Source organism: Tsukamurella soli (assembly GCF_039541155.1).
Taxonomy (GTDB): Bacteria; Actinomycetota; Actinomycetes; order Mycobacteriales; family Mycobacteriaceae; genus Tsukamurella; species Tsukamurella soli.
The window spans coordinates 1-23,051 of sequence record NZ_BAABFR010000031.1 but is presented as its reverse complement, the minus strand read 5'-3'; the positions used below and the strand labels follow the sequence as shown (position 1 = coordinate 23,051).

Sequence of the window (23,051 nt, the reverse complement as noted above, 5' to 3'; positions counted from 1 at the left end):
CTCGGCCGGATGAGCGGCGAACCGACGGACTTCGTCAAGGGACACGGCACCGAGAACGACTTCGTGATCCTGCCCGACACCGGGGTGGACATCGACCTGACCGGGACCCTCGTCGCGGCCCTGTGCGACCGGCGTGCGGGCATCGGCGCCGACGGGGTCCTGCGCGTCGCCCGGACGGCCGAGCTCGTCGACGCCGGTGTGCTGGCTGCGGCGCCCGCGGGGGTGGGGCCCGAGGACTGGTTCATGGACTACCGGAACGCCGACGGGTCGATCGCCGAGATGTGTGGCAACGGCGTCCGGGTGTTCGCGCACTACCTCGTCACGTCGGGGCTGCAGCCCTACCGCGAGTTCACGGTGGGCTCGCGCGCCGGGGGACGACGGGTGGTGGTACACGCGGCCGACACCGCCGCTGCCGACGTCGAGGTCGACATGGGACGCGCGCGGGTGTTCGGTGAGTCCACCGCCACCGTCGGCGGCCGGGAGTTCGCGGGCATCGCCGTCGACGTGGGCAATCCGCACCTCGCGTGCGTGGTCCCGGGACTCACCGAGCAGGAGCTGGCGGACCTCGACGTGGCCGCTCCGCCGTCGTTCGACACCGCGATGTTCCCTGCGGGGACCAACGTCGAGATCCTCACCGAGCTCACCGGCGCGAACAGGGCGACCGGGCATCGATTCGGTGGGTCCGTCCGGATGCGGGTGCACGAGCGGGGATCAGGGGAGACGCGGTCGTGCGGCACCGGGACCGTCGCCGCTGCCGTCGCGGCGCTGCGGGCGGCCGGGCGGGCCGAGGGGGTCGTCGAGGTGTGCGTGCCGGGTGGCGAGGTCACCGTCACCGTCGGGCCGGACGGTGCCGCGCTGCGCGGGCCCAGCCGCTTGGTCGCGGCAGGCACCATCCGCGCCGCAGGTCTGGTGCGCCACCAGGCATGACGCCGGTTCGGTGCCCGCCGGGGAAATCGAGATGACCTGCGGCGCCGGGTCGTGCCACACTGGTCGTCAGAATGACTGAAGCACACACCGCCGCAACGGCGGACTCCGTACCTGCTGTACACCGCATCGACCCGCTGGGCTGGGAGCCCGCGGAGTCCGCGCCGACCATCGGCGAGCTGCAGCTCGAAGAGAGGTCCTCGCTGCGCCGTGTAGGCGGCCTGTCCACCGAACTCGACGACGTCACGGAGGTCGAGTACCGGCAGCTGCGCCTCGAACAGGTCGTGCTGGTCGGCGTCTGGACCGAGGGATCCGCGGCGCAGGCGGACTCCTCGCTGGCAGAGCTCGCCGCGCTCGCGGAGACCGCCGGGTCGATCGTCCTGGACGGCCTGATCCAGCGCCGCGACCGGCCCGACCCGTCCACCTACATCGGTTCGGGTAAGGCACACGAGCTGCGCGAGGTCGTGCTCGCGACGGGCGCAGACACCGTGATCTGCGATGGCGAGTTGACGCCGGCGCAGCTGAACGCCCTGGAGAAGGTCGTGCGGGTCAAAGTGATCGATCGAACCGCGTTGATCCTCGACATCTTCGCCCAACACGCCACGTCGCGGGAGGGTAAGGCGCAGGTCACCCTGGCGCAGATGGAGTACATGCTGCCCCGGCTGCGTGGTTGGGGCGAGGCGCTGTCGCGGCAGGCCGGCGGCCGCGCTGGCAGCAACGGCGGCGTGGGCCTGCGCGGGCCCGGCGAGACCAAGATCGAGACCGACCGACGCCGGATCCGTGAGCGGATGGCCAAGCTGCGCAAGGAGATCCGCGGCATGAAGCAGGCGCGCGAGACCAAGCGCGGCCAGCGGCGCCGCAACCGGGTGCCCGCCGTCGCCATCGCCGGATACACCAACGCCGGCAAGTCGAGCCTGCTCAACGCGCTCACGGACGCCGGGGTGCTGGTCCAGAACGCGCTGTTCGCGACCCTCGACCCCACCACCCGCCAGGCGCGCCTCGACGACGGCCGCGACGTGGTGTTCACCGACACCGTCGGCTTCGTGCGGCACCTGCCCACGCAGCTGGTCGAGGCGTTCCGGTCGACGCTCGAGGAGGTCGTGGACGCCGACCTGCTGCTGCATGTGGTGGACGGCTCCGACCCGATGCCCGAGCAGCAGATCGCCGCGGTCCGCGAGGTGCTCCGCGACGTCGCCGGTGAGCAGGACCACGCCCTGCCTCGCGAGCTGCTCGTGATCAACAAGATCGATGCCGCCGACCCGACAGTGCTCACCCAGCTGCGGCACGCTCTGCCCGACGCGGTGTTCGTCTCGGCCCAGACGGGTGACGGCATCGACGCGCTGCGTGCGCGCATGACCGAGTTGCTGACCGCCGACGACGTGGACGTGGTGATCCGCGTGCCCTACGACCGCGGCGACGTACTCGCGCGGCTGCACGCCGCGGGGGCCGTGGTGTCCACCGAGCACGAGCCCGACGGCACGCGAGTCACCGCGCGGGTCCCCAGTGCTGTAGCCGGTGCGCTGGAGCCGTTCGCCGTCTGACGAAGCTGCGCCGTGGGTAGAGGTGCCGGCGTCAGGGCTCGGCGAGGGCTGCCACGTCCCGGCGGACGGCGCGCCGGACCCGCTCGGGCACCCGCTCCGAGAACGACACGGCCAGCGCCAGTGGTGCGGGTGCCGGAAGTCCGTCCATGGGGCGTATCCCGTCGACGGCGTCGATCTCGGGCAGCAGCGTCACGCCTAGGCCCGACCGTGTGGCCGCGTACAGTCCTGCGAGGTTGGCCGCCTCGGCGACCACAGTGGCACCGCCGGGCAGAGCGTGCGCCGCGCCCGTGGCGGGCGCGCGGAGCACGCACGGCGCGTCGAAGACGATGATGGGCAACGGGCCGGCACCGGCGACGAAATCCTTTGCGGCGTACCAGCACAGCGGTAGCGTCCCCACCGCATCCGGATGCCCGGCGGGTGCGAGGAACACCGCCACGTCCGCCGCCCCCGCGCCGATCGCGTCGGCGACGTACGCGCTGCGGTCCAGGCGGAACTGCGCGCTGTAGCCGCCGGGCAGTTCGCTGAGCAGGTTGCTGAGCACTGGGATCAGGTGGTCGGCACCGTGCTCGATGGTGGCCACGACGAGCGTCTTGCGTGACGGTGCAACAAGCGTGCTCACGGCCTCGTCGTGTGCGGCCAGGATCCGCTCCGCAGCGGCGAGCAGGCGCTCGCCGTGCTCGGTGAACCGGATACCGCGCCCCGCCTTGGCCACGACCGCCGCTCCGGTCTCCTTCTCGATCCGGCGCAGGTGCGCGCTCACCGTGGACTGGGTCAGGTGCAGAGTCGCCGCGGCGCGGTGCACGCCGCCGCAGCGGGCCACAGCCACGACGCTGCGCAGGGGGAGGATATCGAGCACGGGATCGCTCACAGCCACCAGTATCACCCATCGGAGCGACCGATGTACCGATTCGATCGATTGATATCCGCGATTGATCGTGATCGCAGATCGTCGTTGGACGACAGCGGGATCGGGCGACACGATCGGGGCATGAGACTTTCACCTGTCGTCGCAGTCCCGCTCATCCTGCTGTGGGCATTCGGCTACCCGCTCGGCGCATTAGGGGTCGCCGCGATGAGCCCGATGCTGCTGGTGTTCCTACGATTCGGCCTGTCCGGCATCGCGATGGCCGTCGTGGTGCGGGCGACGGGGCGGCGGTGGCCGTGCGGAGCGGCGCTCCGGCATGCCGTGGTCGCCGGCCTGCTGGGCCAGGCCGGCCAGTTCATGGGGCTGTACCTCGGACTCACCGCGGGAGTCCCCCCGGCCGTCGCGGCGCTCGTGATCGCCGTGAACCCGGTAGTCACCACCCTCGCTGCGCGGATCACGTTGGCGGAGAAGCTGACCGGCCGTAAGGTGGTCGCAGCTGCCCTCGGTCTCGCCGCCGTCGTGGCGGCCTGCTGGTCGGCGGTCGGCCACCTCACTCATGCCGGCGCCGGTATCGGCTTCACGCTGCTCGGGCTCGCCGGCCTGGTCTCCGGCGGCCTCTACCAGCAGCGGTTCTGCCGTGGGGCGGACCCGATCACCCTCAACGCTGTCGGCCTCATGTCCTCCGCGCTACCGGCCGGGATTGCTGCGATCGCGACCGGCCTGGCGGTGCCGCACCCTGTCCGCGCCGTCGAGGTCCTCGCCGCGATGGTCGTGCTCAGCTCGCTGGTCGCGACCACCCTCTACGTCCGCGCGATCGCCCAGGCGGGAGCGGTCGCGGCGGCGTCGGTCTTCGCGGTGATTCCGTCGGTGACCGCGCTCATGACGTACGCCATGTTCGGTACCCGCCCCAGCCTCGGCGCCGTCGTCGGGCTTGTGCTCGGCGCCGCGGCGTGCGTGGTCACCTCGGGGGTGGGCGGCCACGGCGCACGGCGGGTGATCCGACGCGCCGCGCTACGGGCCACCGGACAAGGCCCGGTCAGATCCGGCGCATGACCGCCACGATCTTGCCGAGGATCACCGCATCGTTGCCGTGGATCGGATCGAACGCCGGGTTGTGCGGCATCAGCCACACGTCCCGCCCCGTGCGCCGGAAGGTCTTCACCGTGGCCTCGCCGTCGAGCATGGCGGCCACGATGTCGCCGTTGTCCGCCACCGACTGCTGGCGTACGACGACCCAGTCGCCGTCGCAGATCGCGGCGTCGACCATCGACTCGCCGACCACCCTGAGCAGGAACAGCGACCCCTCGCCGACGAGCTCGCGCGGCAACGGGAAGATCTCCTCGACCGCCTCTTCGGCGAGAATGGGCCCCCCCGCGGCGATCCGGCCGAGCACGGGCACGAATGCCGGCTCCGGCATCCGGGTGTCGTCCTCCATCACCTTCTGGATCACCTTGGCGGTGCGTTCCTCGGCGCCGTGGACGTTCACCGCCCGCGGACGGTTGGCATCGCGCTGCAGGAAGCCGAGCCGCTCGAGCGTGCGCAGCTGGTGCGCGACGGACGACGTCGACGTGAGACCGACGGCATCACCGATCTCGCGGATGCTCGGCGGGTAGCCGCGCTCGCGGACCGACTTGCGGATCACGGTGAGCACCTGCTTCTGCCGGCGGGTCAGGTGGTCCTCGGACACCGGTCCGTCGGCGTCGACCGCGCGGCGGCCGCCTCGATACCGCTGCTTCGGGGTCTCGATCTCGCTCACGTCGTCCTCCCCGTCCTGCATGGGATTCCCCTCCTCTTGGGTCGCATGTCCTGGGCTTGAGGGCCACCTTCTCGCGGTCTCACACCCCTGTGCTGTCGATCTCACTGTAGCCGAACATCCGGACCGTGACAAACATCTGTTCGAGAAATTTCCGCGCGTGTCTTCCGGAAACCCTCGACCTGTGGTAGATATCGAACAGACATTCCTTCGAACATCGGGGCGAGATCGCATCCGGGTTCGCGGTAGCGGTCGAGCGGTCCACCGAAACTTGTCGGTGGGTGCGGGTAGAACGACTGCATGACCGCAAGGAACCACCCATCCGGCAGGAGGACGAGCATGACCACCACCATCGATCGCACCGGCATCGCTGCAGTTCAGGAGCACATCAATGATCTTCCGCTGAGGGATCCGCGCCGTGCCCCCGCACGGAGCCGGGCGATGTCCCCGCGCCTGGCGCAAGCGCGGGCAGAGCAGTCCCGTCGTGGGGAAGCTGTCGGCACCGTGTCTTCGTCCACCGGTGCGAAACAGCTGTCCGTCGAGACAGGTCGAACGCCTGACCGGTGCGATCGGGATGCCGCGATCGCGGGTTGGCGAGCCGAGCGCGGAGTTCGAGTCGAACGGCTGGCACGCTCGGCTGAGCGGCGCGCACGGCAGCGGCGGCGGGTATCGCGGGCGGGCGGATGTGCGCGCCGCGGGCAGCCTTCGGTGCGGGTGTGCGTGACGGTCGGCGTTGCGGCACTGCTGCTCGCGCTCGGACTGGTGGGTCTCGCGGGCCTGGCCGGTGCGGGCGAGACGGTGGCGCGGGGGCAGGTCGCCGCAGCGGACCCCGCGATCCGTGACCAGACGTCGCTCGTGACGGTGCGCGCGGGCGAGACGCTCCCCGACGTCGCCCGCGCTGTGGCCGGCGGGCACCCGGCGTCGGCCGTCGCGCAGGAGATCGCCGAGATCAACGGTATCGCCGACGGTCACGTCATCGCCGGCCAGACGCTCGTCGTCCCGCGGTACTAGGTCCGATCCGAGCAGACGGGAGAACAGAGATGACGGAGGCACGAGGCATGGGATGGTTCGGAGGCCGGGTCGCGGCAGGCGTGCGCCCGGTCGGGGAGCGTCGTCTACAGCTCGTCGTCGGTACCGCGCACGCGGATTGCTCGACGGTCCTACCGTTTCCGGGGCGAGTATCCTCGAGCCCGACACTCGGCCCGCGCCGTGCCACCGCCGTGGTGCCGCACCGGCGGCGGCCCGAGGCCGACGGTGAGGGTGAGCGCATGCATTGTCCGTTTTGCAGGAACGAGGACACCCGTGTGGTCGATTCCCGCGTGTTCGACGACGGTCAGGGGATCCGCCGCCGCCGTTCGTGTGCGAACTGCGGGCGCCGGTTCACGACGGTCGAGAGCGCGGTCCTGGCAGTGGTGAAACGTAACGGCGTCACCGAGCCGTTCAGCCGCGAGAAGGTGATGAAGGGCGTACGCCGTGCGTGCCAGGGACGCGACGTCTCGGAGGCGGCGTTGCAGCGCCTCGCGCAGCAGGTGGAGGACGCGGTGCGGTCGAGCGGCGCAGCGGAGGTCCCGTCCCACGAGGTGGGGCTCGCGATTCTCGGTCCGCTGCGGGACCTCGACGAGGTCGCGTATCTGCGGTTCGCGTCGGTCTACCAGGACTTCACCACGATCGAGGACTTCGAGGCGGCTATCCAGGCGCTTCAGCGCGATCGCGCGAACCGCGCCACCCGAGCCTGACGAGGGGCAGTTCGAGGCGGTGCGGGGCCACACTCAGGCGGCCTCGGCGATCACCGCCAGGATGCGTTTCTCCGACACCGATCCGGCGGTGCCGAGCGACTGGGCGAACAGGCTGATGCGCAGCTCCTCGATCAGCCAGTGCACGTGCTCGTGCAGGGCGTCGCGGCGGCTCTCGGGTAGGGCGTCGAGGCGGGCCCCGAGCGCTGCGTAGATCCGGTCGAGTACGACGAGGCCGCGGTCGTCGCGATCGAGCGACCCCGGGAGTGCGGCGAGGCGCAGGTCGGCCCCGCGTGCGTACCTCGGCATCCGCCGCAGGTGTGTCCCCGCGGTGGCGGCGACGAACCCCGGCAGTAGCAGGCTGTCGAGCTGTTCGGCGACATCGTCGGCAGCGTCGCGGGCGGGTGCGCCGTTCTTGATCGAGGCGATGCGGCCCCGCGCGTCGGTGGCCGCGGCGATCGCGTCAGCCGCGCACGTGAGGTACTCGAGCTGCGTCTCGCCTAGTCGCGCGCGGACGGTCGCGGCGAGCTCGGTGAACTCGGCGGGCGTCCACGCGAGTGGCGCGGTGGCACGTAGGTCGGTGATCGCGCGTCGGCGGCAGTCGGCGAGGAGCTCCTCGGGCGTCCGGTACGGGCCCTGCGACAGGGCGATCCGCTGCTTGGGCCCGAGTGTGCGGAGTGCCGATTTCGGGGCGGCGGGCAGAGCGACCTCGAGCAGCCGGTCCAGCCCGGCAGCGGTCGACGCGCGCTGCGCGGCCTCGGTGGCCACGATGCGCACGCCGGCACCGTCGGCGGTGGCGTACAGCGCGCCGAACCCCTCGACCGTCCGCCCGTCGACCTGTGTCTCCACCCGGCGCGGGACGTCGCCGAGGGTCTCGGCGGTCCACGTGGTGGCGGGTGGCCGTTCGAATCTCGACGTCCGCCGTGACAGATCCTTCTGGACCTCCCGGCCCAGCCTGCGCTTGAGTGCGTCGAGGTCCTTGCCCTCGGCGAGGACCTTGCCCCTCTCGTCCACCACCCGGAACGTGACCCGCAGGTGCTCGGGGAGCTCGGCGGGCCGGAAGTCCCCCGGCCGAATCACTGTCCCGGACAGCTGTGTCAGCTCGCGCGCGAGACCGTCGGCCAGCGGCTCGCTGCGCGCCGCGAGTCGTGCCATCGCGGCGGCAGCGAAGTCGGGCGCCGGTACCACCTCGCGCCGCAGTTGCTTGGGCAGCGTCTTGATCAGTCCGGTGGCGAGCTCGTCGCGCATCGCGGGTACCAGCCAGTCGAACCCGTCCGCCCGCACCGACGCGAGGTCGCGGACCGGGATCTCGGCGGTGACCCCGTCGTCCGCGGCCCCCGGCTCGAACCGGTACTTCAGCGGGACCTCGATGCGCCCCTGCAACCACGCCGTCGGGTACGCCTCCGCGGTCACGTCGTCGGCGTTGTCGGTGAGGACGGTCTCCTCGGTGAAGTCCAGCAGCGCCGGGTCCGCGCGGCCCGCCTTCTTCCACCAGCGGTCGAAGTGCGCCGCCGACACGATGTCGTCGGGCACGCGCCGCTCGTAGAAGTCGTACAGCGCGTCCTCGTCGACCACGATGTCGCGCCGCCGCGCCTTGTCCTCGAGGTACTCGGCGTCCTCGAGCAGCGCCCGGTTGCGTGCGAAGAACGCGTGGCGCGTGCGCCATTCGCCCTGGACCAATGCGTGCCGCAGGAACAGGTCGCGCGAGAGCACGGGGTCGATCGACCCGTAGTTCACCGTTCGATCGGCGATCAGTGGGACGCCGTACAGCGTGACGCGCTCCTGCGCGAGGACCGCCTCCCGCTTGGTCGACCAGTGCGGCTGCGAGTAGTGGTGCTTCGCGAGCGGGCCCGCGATCTTCTCGGCCCACTCCGGCTCGATGCGTCCCACCGTCCGCGCGAACAGCCGCGACGTCTCCACCAGCTCGGCCGCCATCACGAATCGCGGCGGCTTGCGATACAGCGCCGAACCGGGGAACACCAGGAACTTCGCGCCCCGCGCCCCGAGGAACTCGCGGGACTCGCCCTCGCGCAGACCGATGTGCGACAGCAGCCCGGCGAGCAGCGCCTGATGGATGTCGTCCAGGCGGGCGCCGGCATCGGGCTCGGGCAGCTCCGGCACCGTCCACCCGAGATCCCGGCAGATCTGGCGCAGCTGTCCCTGCAGGTCCTGCCACTCCCGGATGCGCACGTAATGCAGGAACTCCCGCTGGCACGTGCGTCGGAACGCGCTGGAGCTGAGCTCGTTCCGACGCTCGCGGAGGTAGCGCCACAGATTCACGTACGCGAGGAAGTCCGATGCGGGGTCCGCGAACCGGGCGTGCTTCTCGTCGGCGGCCTGGCGATACTCGCTGGGCCGCTCTCGCACGTCCTGGATCGACAGCCCGGCGACGATGACCAGCACCTCCGGCAGGCACCCTGCCTCGCGGGCGGCGACCAGCATGCGCGCGAGCCGCGGGTCCACGGGCAGGTCGGCCAGCTGGCGCCCGATGGGGGTCAGCGAACGGTGCGCGGCGTCGGCGTCTGCGAGGGCCCCGAGCTCCTCGAGCAGCGCGACACCGTCACGCACCGCCCGTGGGTCGGGCGGCTGCACGAACGGGAACGCCGCTACGTCGCCCAGGCCGAGCGACGTCATCGACAGGATCACCGACGCCAGATTGGTGCGCAGGATCTCCGGGTCGGTGAACGCGGGACGTGCCTCGAAGTCGTCCTCGGCGTAGAGCCGGATCGCGATGCCGTCTGAGGTGCGCCCGCAACGGCCGGAGCGCTGCCGCGCCGACGCCTGCGAGATCGGCTCGATCGGCAGGCGCTGCACCTTGGTCCGTACGGAGTACCGGGAGATGCGCGCCGTCCCGGGATCGACCACATATTTGATGCCCGGCACCGTCAACGAGGTCTCGGCGACGTTGGTGGACAGCACGATCCGGCGCCCCGCGTGCGGCGTGAACACGCGGTGCTGCTCAGCGGCGGAGAGACGGGCATACAGGGGGAGGATCTCCACGTCGGGCCGCAGGCGGGCGGACAGCGCGTCGGCGGTGTCGCGGATCTCGCGCTCGCCGGACAGGAACACCAGCACATCGCCGGGGGCCTCCCGAGCCAGCTCGTCCACCGCGTCGCAGATCGCGGTCACCTGGTCGCGCGGCTCGCGAGCCGTGTCATCGTCGTCACCGGGACCCGCGTACTCGTCGAGCGGCCGGTACCGGACCTCGACGGGGTACGTCCGGCCACTCACCTCGATCACGGGGGCGGGTGTCCCGTCCGGCGCGGCGAAGTGCACGGCGAAGCGCTCGGGTTCGATCGTCGCCGAGGTCACGATCACCTTGAGGTCGGGCCGGCGCGGCAGGATCTGCCGCAGATAACCCAGAATGAAATCGATGTTGAGGCTGCGTTCGTGCGCCTCGTCGATGATCAGGGTGTCGTAGTCGCGCAGCAGCCGATCGCGGGTGAGCTCACGCAGGAGGATGCCGTCCGTCATCAGCTTCACCGCGGTGGTGGGCCCCACCCGGTCGGTGAACCGGACCGCGTAGCCGACGGTGTCGCCCAGCTCCGTCCGCGTCTCCTCGGCGATCCGCTCTGCGACGCTGCGCGCTGCGAGACGGCGAGGCTGCGTATGGCCGATCATGCCGCGCACACCGCGGCCGAGCTCGAGGCAGATCTTGGGCAGCTGCGTCGTCTTGCCGGACCCCGTCTCACCCGCCAGGATCACCACCTGGTTCTCCGCGATCGCCTTCTTGATCTCATCCCGCCGGGCGCTGACCGGCAGCTCCTCCGGGTAGTCGATCGTCGGGATCGCCGCGGCCCGCGCCGCGAGGCGGGCCTGCGCGCTGCGGATCTCGTCGGCGAGCCGGGGGAGTTGCTTGGCATCGGCGCGCCTGAGCCGGGCGGACAGCCGGGCGTGATCGCGGATCGTGACCGCCGGCGCTTCGCGGGTGCCCAGCTCGCGCAACAGCTCCCGTTTCGTGGGTGTTACGGTCTGCGCGGCGGGGGGCGCGCTGGTCGGGTCCGGTCTCACTTGCTCTAGTTTATCTCCCATGACTTCCTCAGCGTTGTGGCACGGTTTCGCAGACATGGGTGCGGTCGAACGGGACGGGGCGTTCGTCGTCGCACGGGGTGAGGACTCGTACATCTGGGACACCGACGGTAACCGGTACCTGGATGCGACCGCGGGTCTATGGTTCACCAACGTGGGCCACGGCCGCGCCGAGGTGACGAACGCGGTGCGCGACCAGCTGCTCAAGGTCGCGCACGTCAGCGGCTTCGGCGACATGGCGACCGACATCACCGTCGCCCTCGCCGACCGGCTGCGTGACCTCGCGCCCGTGCCGGACAGCAAGGTGTTCTTCACCTCCGGCGGGTCGGACTCCGTCGACACCGCCATCAAGCTGGCCCGGCGGTACTGGGTCGAGGTCGGCAAGCCGGAGAAGAAACTCATCGTGGGGCGCACCAACGCGTACCACGGAATGCACGTGGGCGGGACGAGCCTCGGCGGTATCCCCGCCAACGCGGACGGTTACGGCGGGGTGCTGTTCGACGACACCGCGACGGTCGCCTGGGACGACGCCAAGGAGCTGCTGGGGCTGATCGAGCGGGTCGGCGCCGGGCAGATCGCGGCGTTCGTCGCCGAGCCGGTGATCGGGGCGGGCGGGATCATGCCGGCGCCCGAGGGGTACCTGCGCGAGGTGCGTGAGATCTGCCGCGAGCATGACATCCTGTTCGTGGCCGACGAGGTGGTCACCGGCTTCGGCCGCATCGGTGGTGCGTGGTTCGCCTCCAGCCGGTTCGAGCTCGAGCCCGACCTGATGACCACCGCCAAGGGGCTCACCAGCGGTTACGTCCCGATGGGCGCCGTCTTCGTCGCTCCGCGCGTGGCCGAGCCGTTCTTCGCGGGTGGTGCCTGGTTCCGCCACGGCTACACGTATGGCGGCCATGCCGCGGCGGCGGCCGCCGCGATGGCGGTGCTCGACATCTACGAGCGCGAGAACCTGCTCGAGGCCGCGCTGCGTGTGCAGGACACCCTCGCCCGCGAGCTGCGGCCGCTTGCCGACCACCCCAAGGTCAAGGAGGTCCGGGCCGGAGTCGGTGCGGTGGCCGGCGTACAGCTGAACGATCCGGCCGAGGCGGCGGCGATGGTGAAGAAGCTGCGCGCGCAGGGGGTCTCGGGCCGCGCGGCGGGCTTGGGCACGCTGCAGTACTCACCGGCGTTCGTCACCACCGACGAGCAGATCTCCGAGATCGCCACGGCCACCCGGCGCGCGCTGGACGCGTAGCGCGCCTCGCTCACTGCGTCTGCGCTCACTGCGTCTGCGCAGTAGCGCCCTCGACGTCACGGTCACGCGGCCCGGTGGGAATCAGCGCGGTCGACACGAGCCCGACGAGGAGGAATGCGGTCGCGATGACGCCGCAGATCGTGAGGCTGTGGGTCATCGCGTCGCGTGCCGCCGACGCGGCCGACGCGGTGTGCGGGTCGCGTGCGAGCCCCTTGATCGCGGCTCCGGCGCTGGCGGTGACCGCCCTGCTGAGGTCGCCGGCCCGCTCCGGCGGGGTACCGGCGGCGAGCAGACGACCGTTCAATGTGGAGCTGAGCGCGCTGAAGAACGTGGTGGTCAGCACTGCGATCCCGAGTGCGGAACCCAGCTGGCGGAACGTGCTCTGGATCCCGGACGCCTGCCCGGAGCTGAGCTCCGGGATGTCCACGAGCACCACGTTGGTGACTTGGGCGGTGGCGAACCCGACACCGACGCCGTAGACGAAGAGGACCAGACCGATATGCCAGAACCGGTTGTCGGTCGCGGCCAGGAGGGCGAGTCCCGCGAGCCCGATCGCCTCCAGAGCCAGGCCGATCCGTACCAGGCTCAGGGGTGACACCTTCTCGGCTGCCCCGAAGCTGGCGCCGCTGGCCACGAAGCTGCCGAGTGCTATCGGGACGAGGGCGAGCCCGGCTGTCACGGCGGAATAGTTCAGGGTGAACTGCAGCCACAACGGAAGTACCGCGACGATCCCGAACTCGCCGACGCCGATGATCAGCGTGGCGATGTTGCCACTGCGGAACGAGCCGATGGAGAAGAGCCGTACGTCCATCAGCGCCGAGTCGGGTCGCGCGCCCCTGGTGAGGGCCCGTTGGCGCAGCGTGAAGGCCATGAGCAGTGCCGCCGCGAGGACGAACGCGATGAGCACGGGTGAGATCCGGCTGCTCCAGGAGTAGCCGAATATGCGCGCCGGGGACGAGGTGGTCACCCATCCGTAGTTCCGCCCCTCGATCAGCCCGAAGGCCAGGAGGCCGAGCCCCGTCACCGACAGGACCGCACCGATGATGTCCACCTTCCCGCCGCGCGGCGCCGAACGGTCGAGAAAGAGGAACGAACCGACCAGGATCACCAGCGTGAGCGGGATGTTCACTCCGAATGCCCATCGCCACGACACGTGTTCCGACAGCCATCCGCCGAGTAGCGGCCCCAACGCCGCTGCCGCTCCGATGGTCGAGCCCCAAACCGCGAACGCCTGACCGCGGGCCTTACCGGTGAACGAGGCGTTGAGCAACGCCAGCGAGGTAGGAAGGATGAGCGCCGCGCCGGCACCCTGGATGAAGCGGGCGAGGATCAGGTAGGTCCCGTCGGCGGCGACCCCGGCCAGCAGGCTCGACAAGCCGAACACCACGACCCCGGTCACGAACACCCGCCGCGCGCCGAGGATGTCGGATGCGCGGCCCACCACGAGCAGCAGGGCCGCGAAGATGATCGCGTACGACTCCTGGATCCATTGAGCCTGGGCGGAGTCGACTCCGAGATCGCCGATGATGGACGGCACGATCACGTTGACGATCGTGGTGTCCACGACCACGATCGCCACGCCGAGCGCGATCGCTATCAGACCCAGCCATCGTCGAACGTCGGACGGGACACCCATCGTATACCTCCATGGTGAAGTTACTTTATGGTGAAGGTATCGGTGGGTGGATAGCCTGTCAAACGTCGTGCGTGTTAGCTGGGACGCGTGATCGATGGACGAGCAGGGGAGGTACGCCGCGATGGGTAGGGAGAATCCCAGGGGTGCGGCGAACGCGGGTGTCGACGATGTCGGCTCGTGTCGGGATCGATTGATCGAGGAGTTGCGAACATATGGGGCCGCGTACAACCAGCTCGGTCGGGTGTACGCGACCTGGCAGGAGCTGCATGCCAGCGACGCGCAGGCACTCATGGAGATCGTCTACGGGGAGGAGCGGGGCGAACCGCTGACTCCTGCGCGCCTCGGTTCGGCGATCTCCTTGTCGTCGGGGGCCACCACCGCGCTGCTCAATCGACTCGAAGCGGCTGGGCACATCGTTCGCAGCAGGGAGAGCGTCGACCGGAGGGTCGTCACTCTGCGCACCACCCAGACGGTTCATCGTCGCGCAGAGGAGTTCTTCGGGCCGCTATCGGAGAGGTTCGACGCGATCATGTCGGAGTACCCGGACGACGAACTCGAGCGGTTTCATCGGCTGCTCACCAGCCTGCAGGTGACCATGCAGGACTACGTCGCAGAACGAAGCTGACCTCGTCGCGACGGCGACGAATCTGCCTGGAACGGCGCTGCGTGGACCGGGTCGGCCTCGTCGGCGGAGCTTGCGACTGCCCCACCTCAGGGGTTCGCCTGGAACGCTTCTGCGCGCAGTTAGTTCTTGCCGCCACCGCGTGCGCCGCCCGAACCCGATGCGCCCGAACCGGTGCTCTTCGACCCGCTGTCCGTCGCGCCGCCGTTCTTCGATCCGGTGCCGCTGCTGGTGCCGGAGCCGCTTGCGGCCGCCTTCGACCCGGTGCCGGCCGCCTTCGACCCTGAACCGGTAGAGCCGCTGCCGGTCGACCCGGCGCCCGTCGTGCCGGTGCCTGTGGCCGTGGAGTGCGTCCGCGTCGTGGTGCCGGTCGAGCTCGAGCTGGTCGATGCGGTGCCGGTCGAGCTCGTGCCGCTGGAATCGGCCGCCGCGGCGGTGCCGGCGGTGGCGGAGACCGCCGCCTCGGTCGCGTTGGTGGTGGCCGTGGACGCCGTCGTGCTGTCCGCAGTCGCGGTGAGCGCGTGTGCTGCGGGAACCGCCGCGACGTCGGCGGTCGACGTGGTGCCGACGGCCGGAGTGGCGCCCGACTGCAGGTCCGAGACCAGCGCCTGGATGGCGGTGGAGTCGGTGGTCGCGATCGTCGTCGGCAACGAGGTGATGGCGGTGAACGCCGTACTGACCGTGTCGACCGCCGTGCTCGGTATCTCCCCGGCCTCACCCGTGAGTACGAGATTGAGCAGAGTGACCGGCAGTCCGATCAGCGCACCGCCCTCCGTGAACAGGGTGCCCACCACCGTGTTCACGTTGGCGAACGGCAGACCCGCGACGGTGACGGCATCGCTGACCAGGGTCGAGAGGCTCGCCGCTGGGGTGGCGTCCGAGACTGCGACGTCGGACACCGTCGTGTCGGCGTCGGCGGTCGCCGGCGGCGCGGACGTGGAGGCGAGGCTGATCGGCGAGGCGCCGAGGTCGCCCAGCAGGGTGTTGATCGTTGCGAGGTTGGCGGTCAGCAACTCCGCGGGCTCGCCGAGCAGCGCTTCGGCAGCCGTCGGGATCGCGAGGAAGGCGGTGGTGATGTCTGCGAGGTCGCCGGCCACCACGTCGTTCAGGACGGTGCTCGGCAGGTCGACGACGGAACCGTACACGGCCCCGAGTGCGGTGTTGATGGCGCTCAGGTCGGCGAGTGGGATCCCGGCGACGGCCACGGCATCGGACAGGATGGTCGACGCCGATGCGAGAGTGATGCTGGTGGTCGTCGCGGACGCGGACGCGGGCGCGACCGTGACGGCTGTGACGGTGACCGTGGCGGCGACGGCGACGGCGGATACGAGTTGACGTTTCATGACACGCCTCTCAGAGGGGATCTGCGCGATCAGACACTCGGAAATTAGCAGAGAATGGGCGCCACCGTAGGGTTACGCGAGCTGGGCGGACCGGTCCAGTACCTCTAATATGCTGGTGTGCAGCGTAATTCGTGATCCGGATGTTCGTGCGCCGAGAACGATTCACCGCGATTTCCATCGGAGTCGTCTCATCCTGCCCCCCGACAGCGGCTACTTCCGCGCCGCCTTCCACTCGAGCCACTCGGATGCACGGCGCGCGCTCGACGTCGCCGAACGCGTTGCCCAGTGCCTGCACGATGCCCTTGCGGCCGTCGGTGACCTCGTACAGGCAGGCCAGGTCGAGGTCCACGGCCGGCCCGCCGCTGAAGATCCCGCGCCGGCTCCGGCGGCACGGCATGCTGCGGCGAACCGACGGTGACGCCGTCCTCGATCGCCAGAGCGGCCAGGCCACCGTCCGACCCGGCGGACACGTTGCGCAGCTTCCCGTACCCCGGCTCGCGTGCGTCTGCGCCGGTGGGCGATGATGCGGAACACTGGTGTTAGTGAGGCCGGTCACATCTCGCCGGTCCGCCCGACCCGAGGAGGGACATGGCACCGTCGGCGCCCACCGCACCCGATCGCCGTACCGAGCAGCGAACGAGGGTGGTGGTGCGCTTCGCGGGCGATTCGGGCGACGGCATGCAGTTGACGGGTGACCGGTTCACGGCGGAGGCGGCGGAGTTCGGCAACGACCTGGCGACGCTTCCCAACTTCCCGGCGGAGATCCGGGCGCCGCAGGGGACGTTGCCGGGCGTGTCGAGCTTCCAACTGCAGTTCGCGTCCACCGACATCCTCACGCCGGGTGACCGCCCCGACGTGTTGGTGGTGATGAATCCGGCGGCGCTCGAGGCGAATCTGGCGGACCTGCCGGCGGGCGGCGTGATCATCGCCGACGTCGACCAGTTCACCAGGCGCAACCTCGCGAAGGCCGGGTATGCGGCGGATCCGCTGTCGGACGGGTCGCTCGAGAGGTTCACGGTGCACGCCGTGGCGATGACGTCGCTGACCGTGGCCGCGGTGGCGCAGACGGAGCCAGTGCACTCGGGCCCGCACGCGCACGCCGGGCTGGGCAAGAGGGACGCCGAGCGTGCGAAGAACATGTTCGCGCTGGGCCTGCTGTCGTGGATGTACTCACGCCCGACGGACGGCACGGAGCGGTGGCTGCAGGGGCGGTTCGGGAGCCGCCCGGACCTGGTGGCGGCCAACCTCGCCGCGTTCCGCGCCGGCCACGCGTACGGCGAGACCACCGAATCGTTCTCTGTCGTGATCGAGGTCGGGCCGGCAGCGCTGCCGGCCGGTACGTATCGGCAGATCACCGGGAACAGGGCGCTGGCCTACGGGATCGTGGCCGCGGGGCGACGCTCTGGGCTCCCGGTGTTCCTCGGCTCGTACCCGATCACCCCCGCGTCGGATGTGCTGCACGAGCTGAGCCGGCTCAAGCGATTCGACGTCACCACCTTCCAGGCCGAGGACGAGATCGCCGGCGTGGGGGCCGCGCTCGGGGCCGCGTACGGGGGCGCACTGGGGGTGACGACCACATCCGGTCCAGGTATCGCCCTCAAGAGCGAGACGATCGGGCTGGCCGTGATGACCGAGCTGCCGCTGCTCGTGGTGGACGTGCAGCGGGGTGGGCCGTCGACGGGGCTGCCCACCAAGACGGAGCAGGCGGACCTGTTGCAGGCCATGTTCGGGCGCAACGGCGAGTCTCCGGTGCCGGTGCTCGCTCCGCAGTCGCCCGGTGACGCGTTCGCGATCGCCCTCGACGCCGCGCGGATCGCGCTCACGTACCGGACCCCGGTGCTGGTGCTGTCGGACGGCGCGATCGCCAACGGCTCGGAGCCGTGGCGGATACCGGCGGTCGCCGACCTCCCCGACCTTCGGGTCCGGTTCGCGACGGCCGGTGACGGACCGTTCCTGCCCTACAGCCGCGACCCCGAGACACTGGCGCGACCGTGGGCGGTGCCCGGAACGCCGGGACTCGAGCATCGGATCGGGGGGCTGGAGAAGGCCGACGGTACCGGCGCCATCTCGTACGAGCCGAACAACCACGAGGCGATGGTCCGGCTGAGGCAGGCCAAGGTCGACGGCATCGTCGTGCCCGATCTGGCGGTCGACGACCCGTCGGGCCACGCAGACGTCCTGCTGCTCGGGTGGGGGTCGACGTACGGGCCGATCGTCGAGGTCGCGCGGCGGTTGCGGGCTGCCGGCCGGCCGATCGCGCAGGCCCACCTGCGGCACCTGAACCCGTTGCCGCGCAATACCGGTGACGTCCTGCGTCGCTACCGGAGGGTGATCGTTCCCGAGATGAACCTGGGGCAGCTCGCGCTGCTGCTGCAGGGCCGGTTCGCGGTGCCGGTGACGCCGGTGACCAAGGTCGCTGGGCAGCCGTTCGGCGTCGAGGAACTCGAGGTGCGCGTGCTGCGGGAACTGGGTGCCGAATCCCATGCTGTCGGGTCGGACACGGGGGTGGCACGGTGACCGCGGTGGACCTGGGTGTACCGGGCCGGGGCGGCCTGGAGTTCGTGCCCGGCGCATCGGAAACGTTGAAGCCCAAGGACTTCACATCCGACCAGGAGGTCCGATGGTGCCCGGGCTGCGGCGACTACGCCGTCCTGGCGGCGGTGCGGGCATTCCTGCCGAAGCTACGGATCGCCCGCGAGAACGTCGTGTTCGTGTCGGGCATCGGGTGCAGTTCGCGGTTCCCGTACTACCTGGACACGTACGGCATGCACTCGATCCACGGACGCGCGCCCGCGATCGCGACCGGGCTCGCCATCGCCCGGCCCGAGCTGTCGGTGTTCGTCGTGACCGGCGACGGTGACGGGCTGTCGATCGGCGGCAACCACCTGGTGCATGCGTTGCGGCGCAACGTGAACCTGACGATCCTGCTGCTGAACAACCGGATCTACGGCCTCACCAAGGGCCAGTACTCGCCGACCAGCGAGGAGGGTAAGGTCACCAAGTCCACCCCGGACGGCTCGGTGGATCACCCGATCGACCCGCTCGCGCTGGCCCTCGGTGCCGACGCCACGTTCGTCGCGCGGTCGCTCGACTCGGACCGGGTGATGCTCACCTCGGTGCTCGAAGCCGCTGTGTCGCACCGGGGTACGTCGCTGGTCGAGATCTACCAGGACTGCCCGATCTTCAACGACGGCGCGTTCGACGTCCTCCGCCGTCCCACCGATGCCGAGTCGCGGGTGATCACGGTGCGGCACGGCGAGCCGATCACGTTCGGCACGCCCCGCGGCGACGGTGTCGGGCGCTGGGCGGTGGTGCAGCGCGGCTTCGGCCTCGCCGTGGCGCCGACCGACGAGGTGCCGCGCGAGTCGATCGTGGTGCACGACGAGACGGACCGGCAGCTGGCGTTCGCGCTCGCCCAGCTCTCGGATCAGGCCCTGGAGCACACCGTGTTCGGGGTGATCCGGCGGGTGGTGCGTCCGGCGTACGACGACCTCGTGCGCGAGCGGGTCGAAGCGGCCAAGGGCGGCGGCGACGACCTGGCCGCCCTGCTGCGCGGTGGCGACACCTGGACGGTCGAGTGATCCGATTACAGCAGGCTGCTGCTACTGATGGCCGTCGAGGGCGAGCTCGCCCGCCGCTGGCTCGCCGCCTACGGCCCGCCCAGCCCGACGACCTGCGATGGTGGACCGGCTGGACCACGACCCAGGTCAGGCGGGTCGTGACGGAGATCGAGCCGGTCGATGTGGAGTTGGACTCCGGACCGGGCATCGTCCTCGACTCCGACCTCGAACCACCCGCGCGCCCGCTCCCTGGGCGGCGCTGTTGCCAGCCCTCGACCTCATCCCGACGGCCCCCCTGCGCGGTCCCGCAGGGATGACGCATGATCGGAGTCATGGATATGACGTTTCGCCGCCTGGGCCGCTCCGGCCTCGCGGTCTCGGTGGTCGGGCTCGGTACCAACAACCTCGGGATGAAGCTGGACGAGGCGGGCAGCCGCGAGGTGGTGCATGCCGCGCTGGACGCCGGCATCACACTCTTCGACACCGCCGACTCGTACGGCGCATCGGAGGAGCGGCTCGGTGCGCTGCTCGAGGGGCACCGAGACGACGTCGTGATCGCCACCAAGTTCGGGAGCGACACGCGGCCCCGTGGCAACAGTAACGGCGAGGACTGGGGCGCACGCGGCTCGCGCCGCTACATCCGCAAGGCCGTCGAGGCGTCGCTGCGGCGGCTGGGTACCGACTGGATCGACCTGTACCAGCTGCACCGCCCCGACCCGCAGACCCCGATCGAGGAGACCCTCGCTGCGCTCGACGCCCTCGTGCAGGAGGGTAAGGTCCGCTACATCGGCCACTCCAACTTTGCGGGCTGGCAGATCGCGGACGCCGAATGGACGGCTCGGACAAGGGGGTTCGAACGTTTCGTCAGCGCGCAGAACCAGTACAGCCTGCTCGATCGTTCTGTCGAGCGTGACGTGGTTCCTGCGCTCGAGGCGTACGAGATCGGGCTGCTGCCGTTCTTCCCGCTGGCCAGCGGGCTGCTGACCGGCAAGTACCGGCGCGGCGAGCCCGCACCCGCGGGGAGCCGGATCGAGGCGTGGAACAGGCAGTCCGTCCTCACCGACGGCGCGTTCGATGTGGTGGAGGCGCTCGAGGCGTTCGCCACGCAGCGCGGGGTCACGATCCTCGACGTCGCGATCGGTGGCCTGGCCGCGCAGCCAACGGTGTCATCGGTCATCGCCGGCGCCACCAGCGCCGCACAGGTGCGGGCCAATGTCGCTGCCGGGCAGTGGGTCCCGACACCGTCGGATCTGATCGACCTGGACGAGATCACCAGGACCAGCTGACGCAGAGGAGTCGACCGACAGCATAGTGCCCGCCCCCGGATATCCGGGGGCGGGCACTGGTGCAGTCTTCGGCCGCCGACTACGCGGACGCGGTGGCCAGGGTCTCGGCGACGGTGATCGCCTGGGCGACGCCCTGCAGCGTGGCGGCGACCTTCACAGCCTCCCACACCTGTTCCTTGGTCAGCCCGGCCTTGCGGACCACGTCGTCGTGCGCGCCGACGCAGTGCTCGCAGCCATTGATCGTGGACACGGCCAGGCTCCACAGCTCGAAATCAGCCTTGTCGACGCCGGGGTTGCCGATGACGTTCATCCGCAGGCCCACCCGGACCTGCGTGTAGTCGGTGCCGAGGAAGCCCTTGGCGCGGTAGGCGACGTTGTTCATGCCCATGATCGAGGCGGCGGCGAGTGCGGCCTGGTACGCCTCGGCCGACAGGTTGTCGCCGGCCTCCTCGGCGACCTCGCGCAGCACGGTGGCATTGCGGGTCGCGGCGGCGGCCGCGAGAAACGTGCCCCACAACTGCTGCTCGCTGAGCTCGGTCGAGCGGGCCAGCGAGCCGAGGTTCAGCTTGAGGTCCTTGGCGAACTCCGGGACGGCGCCCTTGAGGTTATCGATCGACATGGCTTAGACGCTCTCCTTGAGCAGCTCGCCCGCGTCGATGGTCGGGTCGCCCTTGCGCCAGTTGCAGGCGCAGAGCTCGTCGGACTGCAGGGCGTCGAGGACGCGGAGCACTTCGTCGACGTTGCGGCCCACGGAGCCGGCGGTCACCGACACGAACTGGATCTCGTTGTTCGGGTCCACGATGAACGTGGCACGGTCCGCGACACCGTCGGCGTTGAGAACGCCCGTCGCCGTGGCCAGCTCGCGCTTCAGGTCCGACAGCATCGGGAACGGGAGCGTCTTGAGGTCCTCGTGCTGGGCGCGCCACTGGAAGTGTACGAACTCGTTGTCGACCGAGGCGCCCAACACCTGCGCGTCACGGTCGGCGAACTCGTCGTTGAGCTTGCCGAACGCGGCGATCTCGGTGGGGCACACGAAGGTGAAGTCCTTCGGCCAGAAGAAGACGATCTTCCACTTGCCGGCGAAGTCATTGCTGGACACGGTGGTGAAGTAGTCGTCCGGCTGCTGGGCGTCGACCTTCGACAGGTCGCCACCGATCACCGCGGTGAGGTCGAAGGCGGGGAACTGATCACCAATCGTCAAGAGAGCCAAGATATCTCCTTCATCGTGAGGTCCTTCGGGGGGCGATGATGCGGCCCTGGACCGGCTTGTCCGTCGAGGAATATCCTGCCTGGACCGAGTCCAATGCGCAAAGAAACGTGATTGATCGCACTAGACTCATAGGTATGTCCGATCAGTCTTATCAGCCCACGCTTGCGCAGCTGCGCGCCTTCGTCGCAGTAGCACGCACGCGCCACTTCTCGGCGGCGGCCGCACGGCTCGGCATCAGCCAGCCGACGCTGTCACAGGCGTTGTCCGCCTTGGAATCCGGGCTCGGCGTGCAGCTCGTGGAGCGCAGTACTCGCAAGGTTCTGATCACCGAGGCGGGGACGGCGCTGCTCGACCAGGCCGCGGCGATCGTCGCTTCCGCAGAGGACCTCGTCCTGTCCGCGTCGGGCCTCACGGGGGAGCTGCGCGGTTCGCTCCGCCTCGGCTTGATCCCGACGGTGGCGCCCTACCGGCTACCGGCGTTGCTCGCGGAGCTGCGTGCCCGCGTGCCCGAGCTCGCCGTCACCGTCGTCGAGGATCAGACGGCTCGTCTCGTCGACGCGCTGCGCGCCGGCCGTATCGACGCCGCCGTGATCGCGCTGCCGGCGCTGCGCTCCGGACTTGTCGAGGCACCGCTCTACGACGAGGATTTCGTCCTCGTGGTGCCGGCCGGTCACCCGCTCGCCGGGCGTGCCGACCTCACGCCGGACGACCTCACCGATCTGCCGCTGCTACTCCTCGACGAGGGGCACTGCCTGCGCGACCAGGCGCTGGACCTGTGTCGACGGGCCACGGAGGCGCCGGCCGCGCTCGGGGACACGCGCGCTGCGTCACTCTCGACCATCGTGCAGTGTGTGGCCGGTGGGCTCGGCGTCACCCTTCTCCCGGAACCCGCCGTCGCCGTCGAACTGCGTGGAACAGACCTGGCGACAGCACGATTCGCCGCGCCGGTACCCGGGCGCAGCATCGGACTCGTGCACCGGGCCTCCAGTGCCAGATCGGATGGCTTCGCGCGGCTCGCCGAGATCGCGCGGGCGGCCGCCGCGATAGGGAACACGATGGCGACGGCGTGATAACAGGTCCGATATAAATCAGCGCTAGCCTTCCTCCCATCTTCCTCCGAACGGAGGGCAAGGAAGGTGCGGAACGATGGCCATTGATGCGGGAGAAGCGGGCGTTTCGCCCGTCACCGAGGATCCGACCTGGGAGGAGTTGGGGTATCACCAGCGGTTGACCAATGATGATTTGGCGCCGTTGCAGCGGCAGAGTTGGAAGACGTACAACATTTTCGCGTTCTGGATGTCGGATGTGCATA

18 protein-coding genes are annotated in these 23,051 nt (G+C 70.2%); 11 read left to right on the top strand and 7 right to left on the bottom strand.

Translation table 11 applies throughout. The features are described 5' to 3' along the window. The first annotated feature begins 9 nt into the window (after positions 1 to 9). Positions 10 to 927 carry a diaminopimelate epimerase gene (dapF, locus tag ABD908_RS11740; protein ID WP_344995512.1) on the top strand — a complete coding sequence of 306 codons (918 nt, stop codon included), beginning with the start codon at positions 10 to 12 and terminating at the stop codon, positions 925 to 927. A gap of 71 nt (positions 928 to 998) precedes the next feature. Next, the gene (gene hflX / locus ABD908_RS11735) at positions 999 to 2,465 is read left to right on the top strand and encodes a GTPase HflX (RefSeq protein WP_344995509.1); all 1,467 of its coding nucleotides are present in this window, start codon (positions 999 to 1,001) and stop codon (positions 2,463 to 2,465) included. A 31-nt stretch (positions 2,466 to 2,496) separates the two neighbouring features. Here hflX and ABD908_RS11730 read toward each other — a convergent pair whose 3' ends face one another. Then, positions 2,497 to 3,333, bottom strand: a complete 837-nt coding sequence (locus ABD908_RS11730; protein ID WP_344995506.1) for a LysR family transcriptional regulator — start codon at positions 3,331 to 3,333, stop codon at positions 2,497 to 2,499. Positions 3,334 to 3,453: 120 nt separating this feature from the next. Here ABD908_RS11730 and ABD908_RS11725 point away from each other — a divergent pair, with 120 nt between their 5' ends. Continuing rightward, positions 3,454 to 4,383: a DMT family transporter gene (locus ABD908_RS11725; RefSeq protein WP_344995503.1), complete on the top strand. Its 930-nt coding sequence runs from the start codon at positions 3,454 to 3,456 to the stop codon at positions 4,381 to 4,383. Here the strand turns inward: ABD908_RS11725 and lexA are convergent. Further along, entirely contained in the window at positions 4,367 to 5,107 is a 741-nt protein-coding gene (gene lexA, locus ABD908_RS11720) for a transcriptional repressor LexA (RefSeq protein WP_344995500.1), read from the bottom strand. The genes ABD908_RS11725 and lexA overlap by 17 nt on opposite strands. A 696-nt stretch (positions 5,108 to 5,803) precedes the next feature. Between lexA and ABD908_RS11715 the strand changes: the two genes are divergently transcribed. Further along, complete coding sequence (locus ABD908_RS11715; RefSeq protein ID WP_344995497.1) at positions 5,804 to 6,094, top strand: LysM peptidoglycan-binding domain-containing protein; 291 nt, start codon at positions 5,804 to 5,806, stop codon at positions 6,092 to 6,094. A gap of 257 nt (positions 6,095 to 6,351) precedes the next feature. Further along, positions 6,352 to 6,819 carry a transcriptional regulator NrdR gene (gene nrdR, locus ABD908_RS11710; protein ID WP_344995494.1) on the top strand — a complete coding sequence of 156 codons (468 nt, stop codon included), beginning with the start codon at positions 6,352 to 6,354 and terminating at the stop codon, positions 6,817 to 6,819. A gap of 33 nt (positions 6,820 to 6,852) precedes the next feature. On the opposite strand, the gene hrpA is transcribed toward nrdR, so the two are convergent. Further along, positions 6,853 to 10,848 (bottom strand): ATP-dependent RNA helicase HrpA, encoded by a 3,996-nt coding sequence (gene hrpA, locus ABD908_RS11705; protein WP_425584372.1) that lies wholly within the window; start codon positions 10,846 to 10,848, stop codon positions 6,853 to 6,855. On the opposite strand from hrpA, the gene ABD908_RS11700 reads away from it, so the two are divergent. Next, entirely contained in the window at positions 10,847 to 12,082 is a 1,236-nt protein-coding gene (locus ABD908_RS11700) for an aminotransferase family protein (protein WP_344995491.1), read from the top strand. The two genes, hrpA and ABD908_RS11700, sit on opposite strands and share 2 nt — an antisense overlap. Positions 12,083 to 12,107: 25 nt before the next feature. Here ABD908_RS11700 and ABD908_RS11695 read toward each other — a convergent pair whose 3' ends face one another. After that, a complete protein-coding gene (locus ABD908_RS11695) occupies positions 12,108 to 13,718 on the bottom strand; it encodes a DHA2 family efflux MFS transporter permease subunit (RefSeq protein ID WP_344995488.1) in 1,611 nt (536 codons plus the stop codon). Positions 13,719 to 13,839: 121 nt separating this feature from the next. On the opposite strand from ABD908_RS11695, the gene ABD908_RS11690 reads away from it, so the two are divergent. Next, positions 13,840 to 14,343, top strand: a complete 504-nt coding sequence (locus ABD908_RS11690) for a MarR family winged helix-turn-helix transcriptional regulator (protein ID WP_344995486.1) — start codon at positions 13,840 to 13,842, stop codon at positions 14,341 to 14,343. A gap of 119 nt (positions 14,344 to 14,462) precedes the next feature. Here ABD908_RS11690 and ABD908_RS11685 read toward each other — a convergent pair whose 3' ends face one another. Beyond that, complete coding sequence (locus ABD908_RS11685; protein ID WP_344995483.1) at positions 14,463 to 15,683, bottom strand: hypothetical protein; 1,221 nt, start codon at positions 15,681 to 15,683, stop codon at positions 14,463 to 14,465. A gap of 588 nt (positions 15,684 to 16,271) precedes the next feature. Here ABD908_RS11685 and ABD908_RS11675 point away from each other — a divergent pair. From ABD908_RS11675 to ABD908_RS11665, 3 genes are all read left to right on the top strand, one after another. After that, complete coding sequence (locus ABD908_RS11675; RefSeq protein ID WP_344995480.1) at positions 16,272 to 18,200, top strand: 2-oxoacid:acceptor oxidoreductase subunit alpha; 1,929 nt, start codon at positions 16,272 to 16,274, stop codon at positions 18,198 to 18,200. Next, positions 18,197 to 19,264: a 2-oxoacid:ferredoxin oxidoreductase subunit beta gene (locus tag ABD908_RS11670; protein ID WP_385921420.1), complete on the top strand. Its 1,068-nt coding sequence runs from the start codon at positions 18,197 to 18,199 to the stop codon at positions 19,262 to 19,264. The genes ABD908_RS11675 and ABD908_RS11670 overlap by 4 nt, the downstream gene beginning before the upstream one ends. A gap of 311 nt (positions 19,265 to 19,575) precedes the next feature. After that, positions 19,576 to 20,529, top strand: a complete 954-nt coding sequence (locus ABD908_RS11665) for an aldo/keto reductase (protein WP_344995477.1) — start codon at positions 19,576 to 19,578, stop codon at positions 20,527 to 20,529. A 79-nt stretch (positions 20,530 to 20,608) separates the two neighbouring features. Here the strand turns inward: ABD908_RS11665 and ahpD are convergent, their stop codons facing one another. Beyond that, positions 20,609 to 21,148 (bottom strand): alkylhydroperoxidase, AhpD family, encoded by a 540-nt coding sequence (ahpD, locus tag ABD908_RS11660; RefSeq protein ID WP_344995474.1) that lies wholly within the window; start codon positions 21,146 to 21,148, stop codon positions 20,609 to 20,611. Positions 21,149 to 21,151: 3 nt separating this feature from the next. Then, positions 21,152 to 21,739, bottom strand: coding sequence for a peroxiredoxin (locus ABD908_RS11655; protein ID WP_344995471.1), 588 nt, complete (start codon positions 21,737 to 21,739; stop codon positions 21,152 to 21,154). A gap of 134 nt (positions 21,740 to 21,873) precedes the next feature. Between ABD908_RS11655 and ABD908_RS11650 the strand changes: the two genes are divergently transcribed. Then, positions 21,874 to 22,809 carry a hydrogen peroxide-inducible genes activator gene (locus ABD908_RS11650; protein WP_344995468.1) on the top strand — a complete coding sequence of 312 codons (936 nt, stop codon included), beginning with the start codon at positions 21,874 to 21,876 and terminating at the stop codon, positions 22,807 to 22,809. The last annotated feature ends 242 nt before the right edge of the window (positions 22,810 to 23,051 follow it).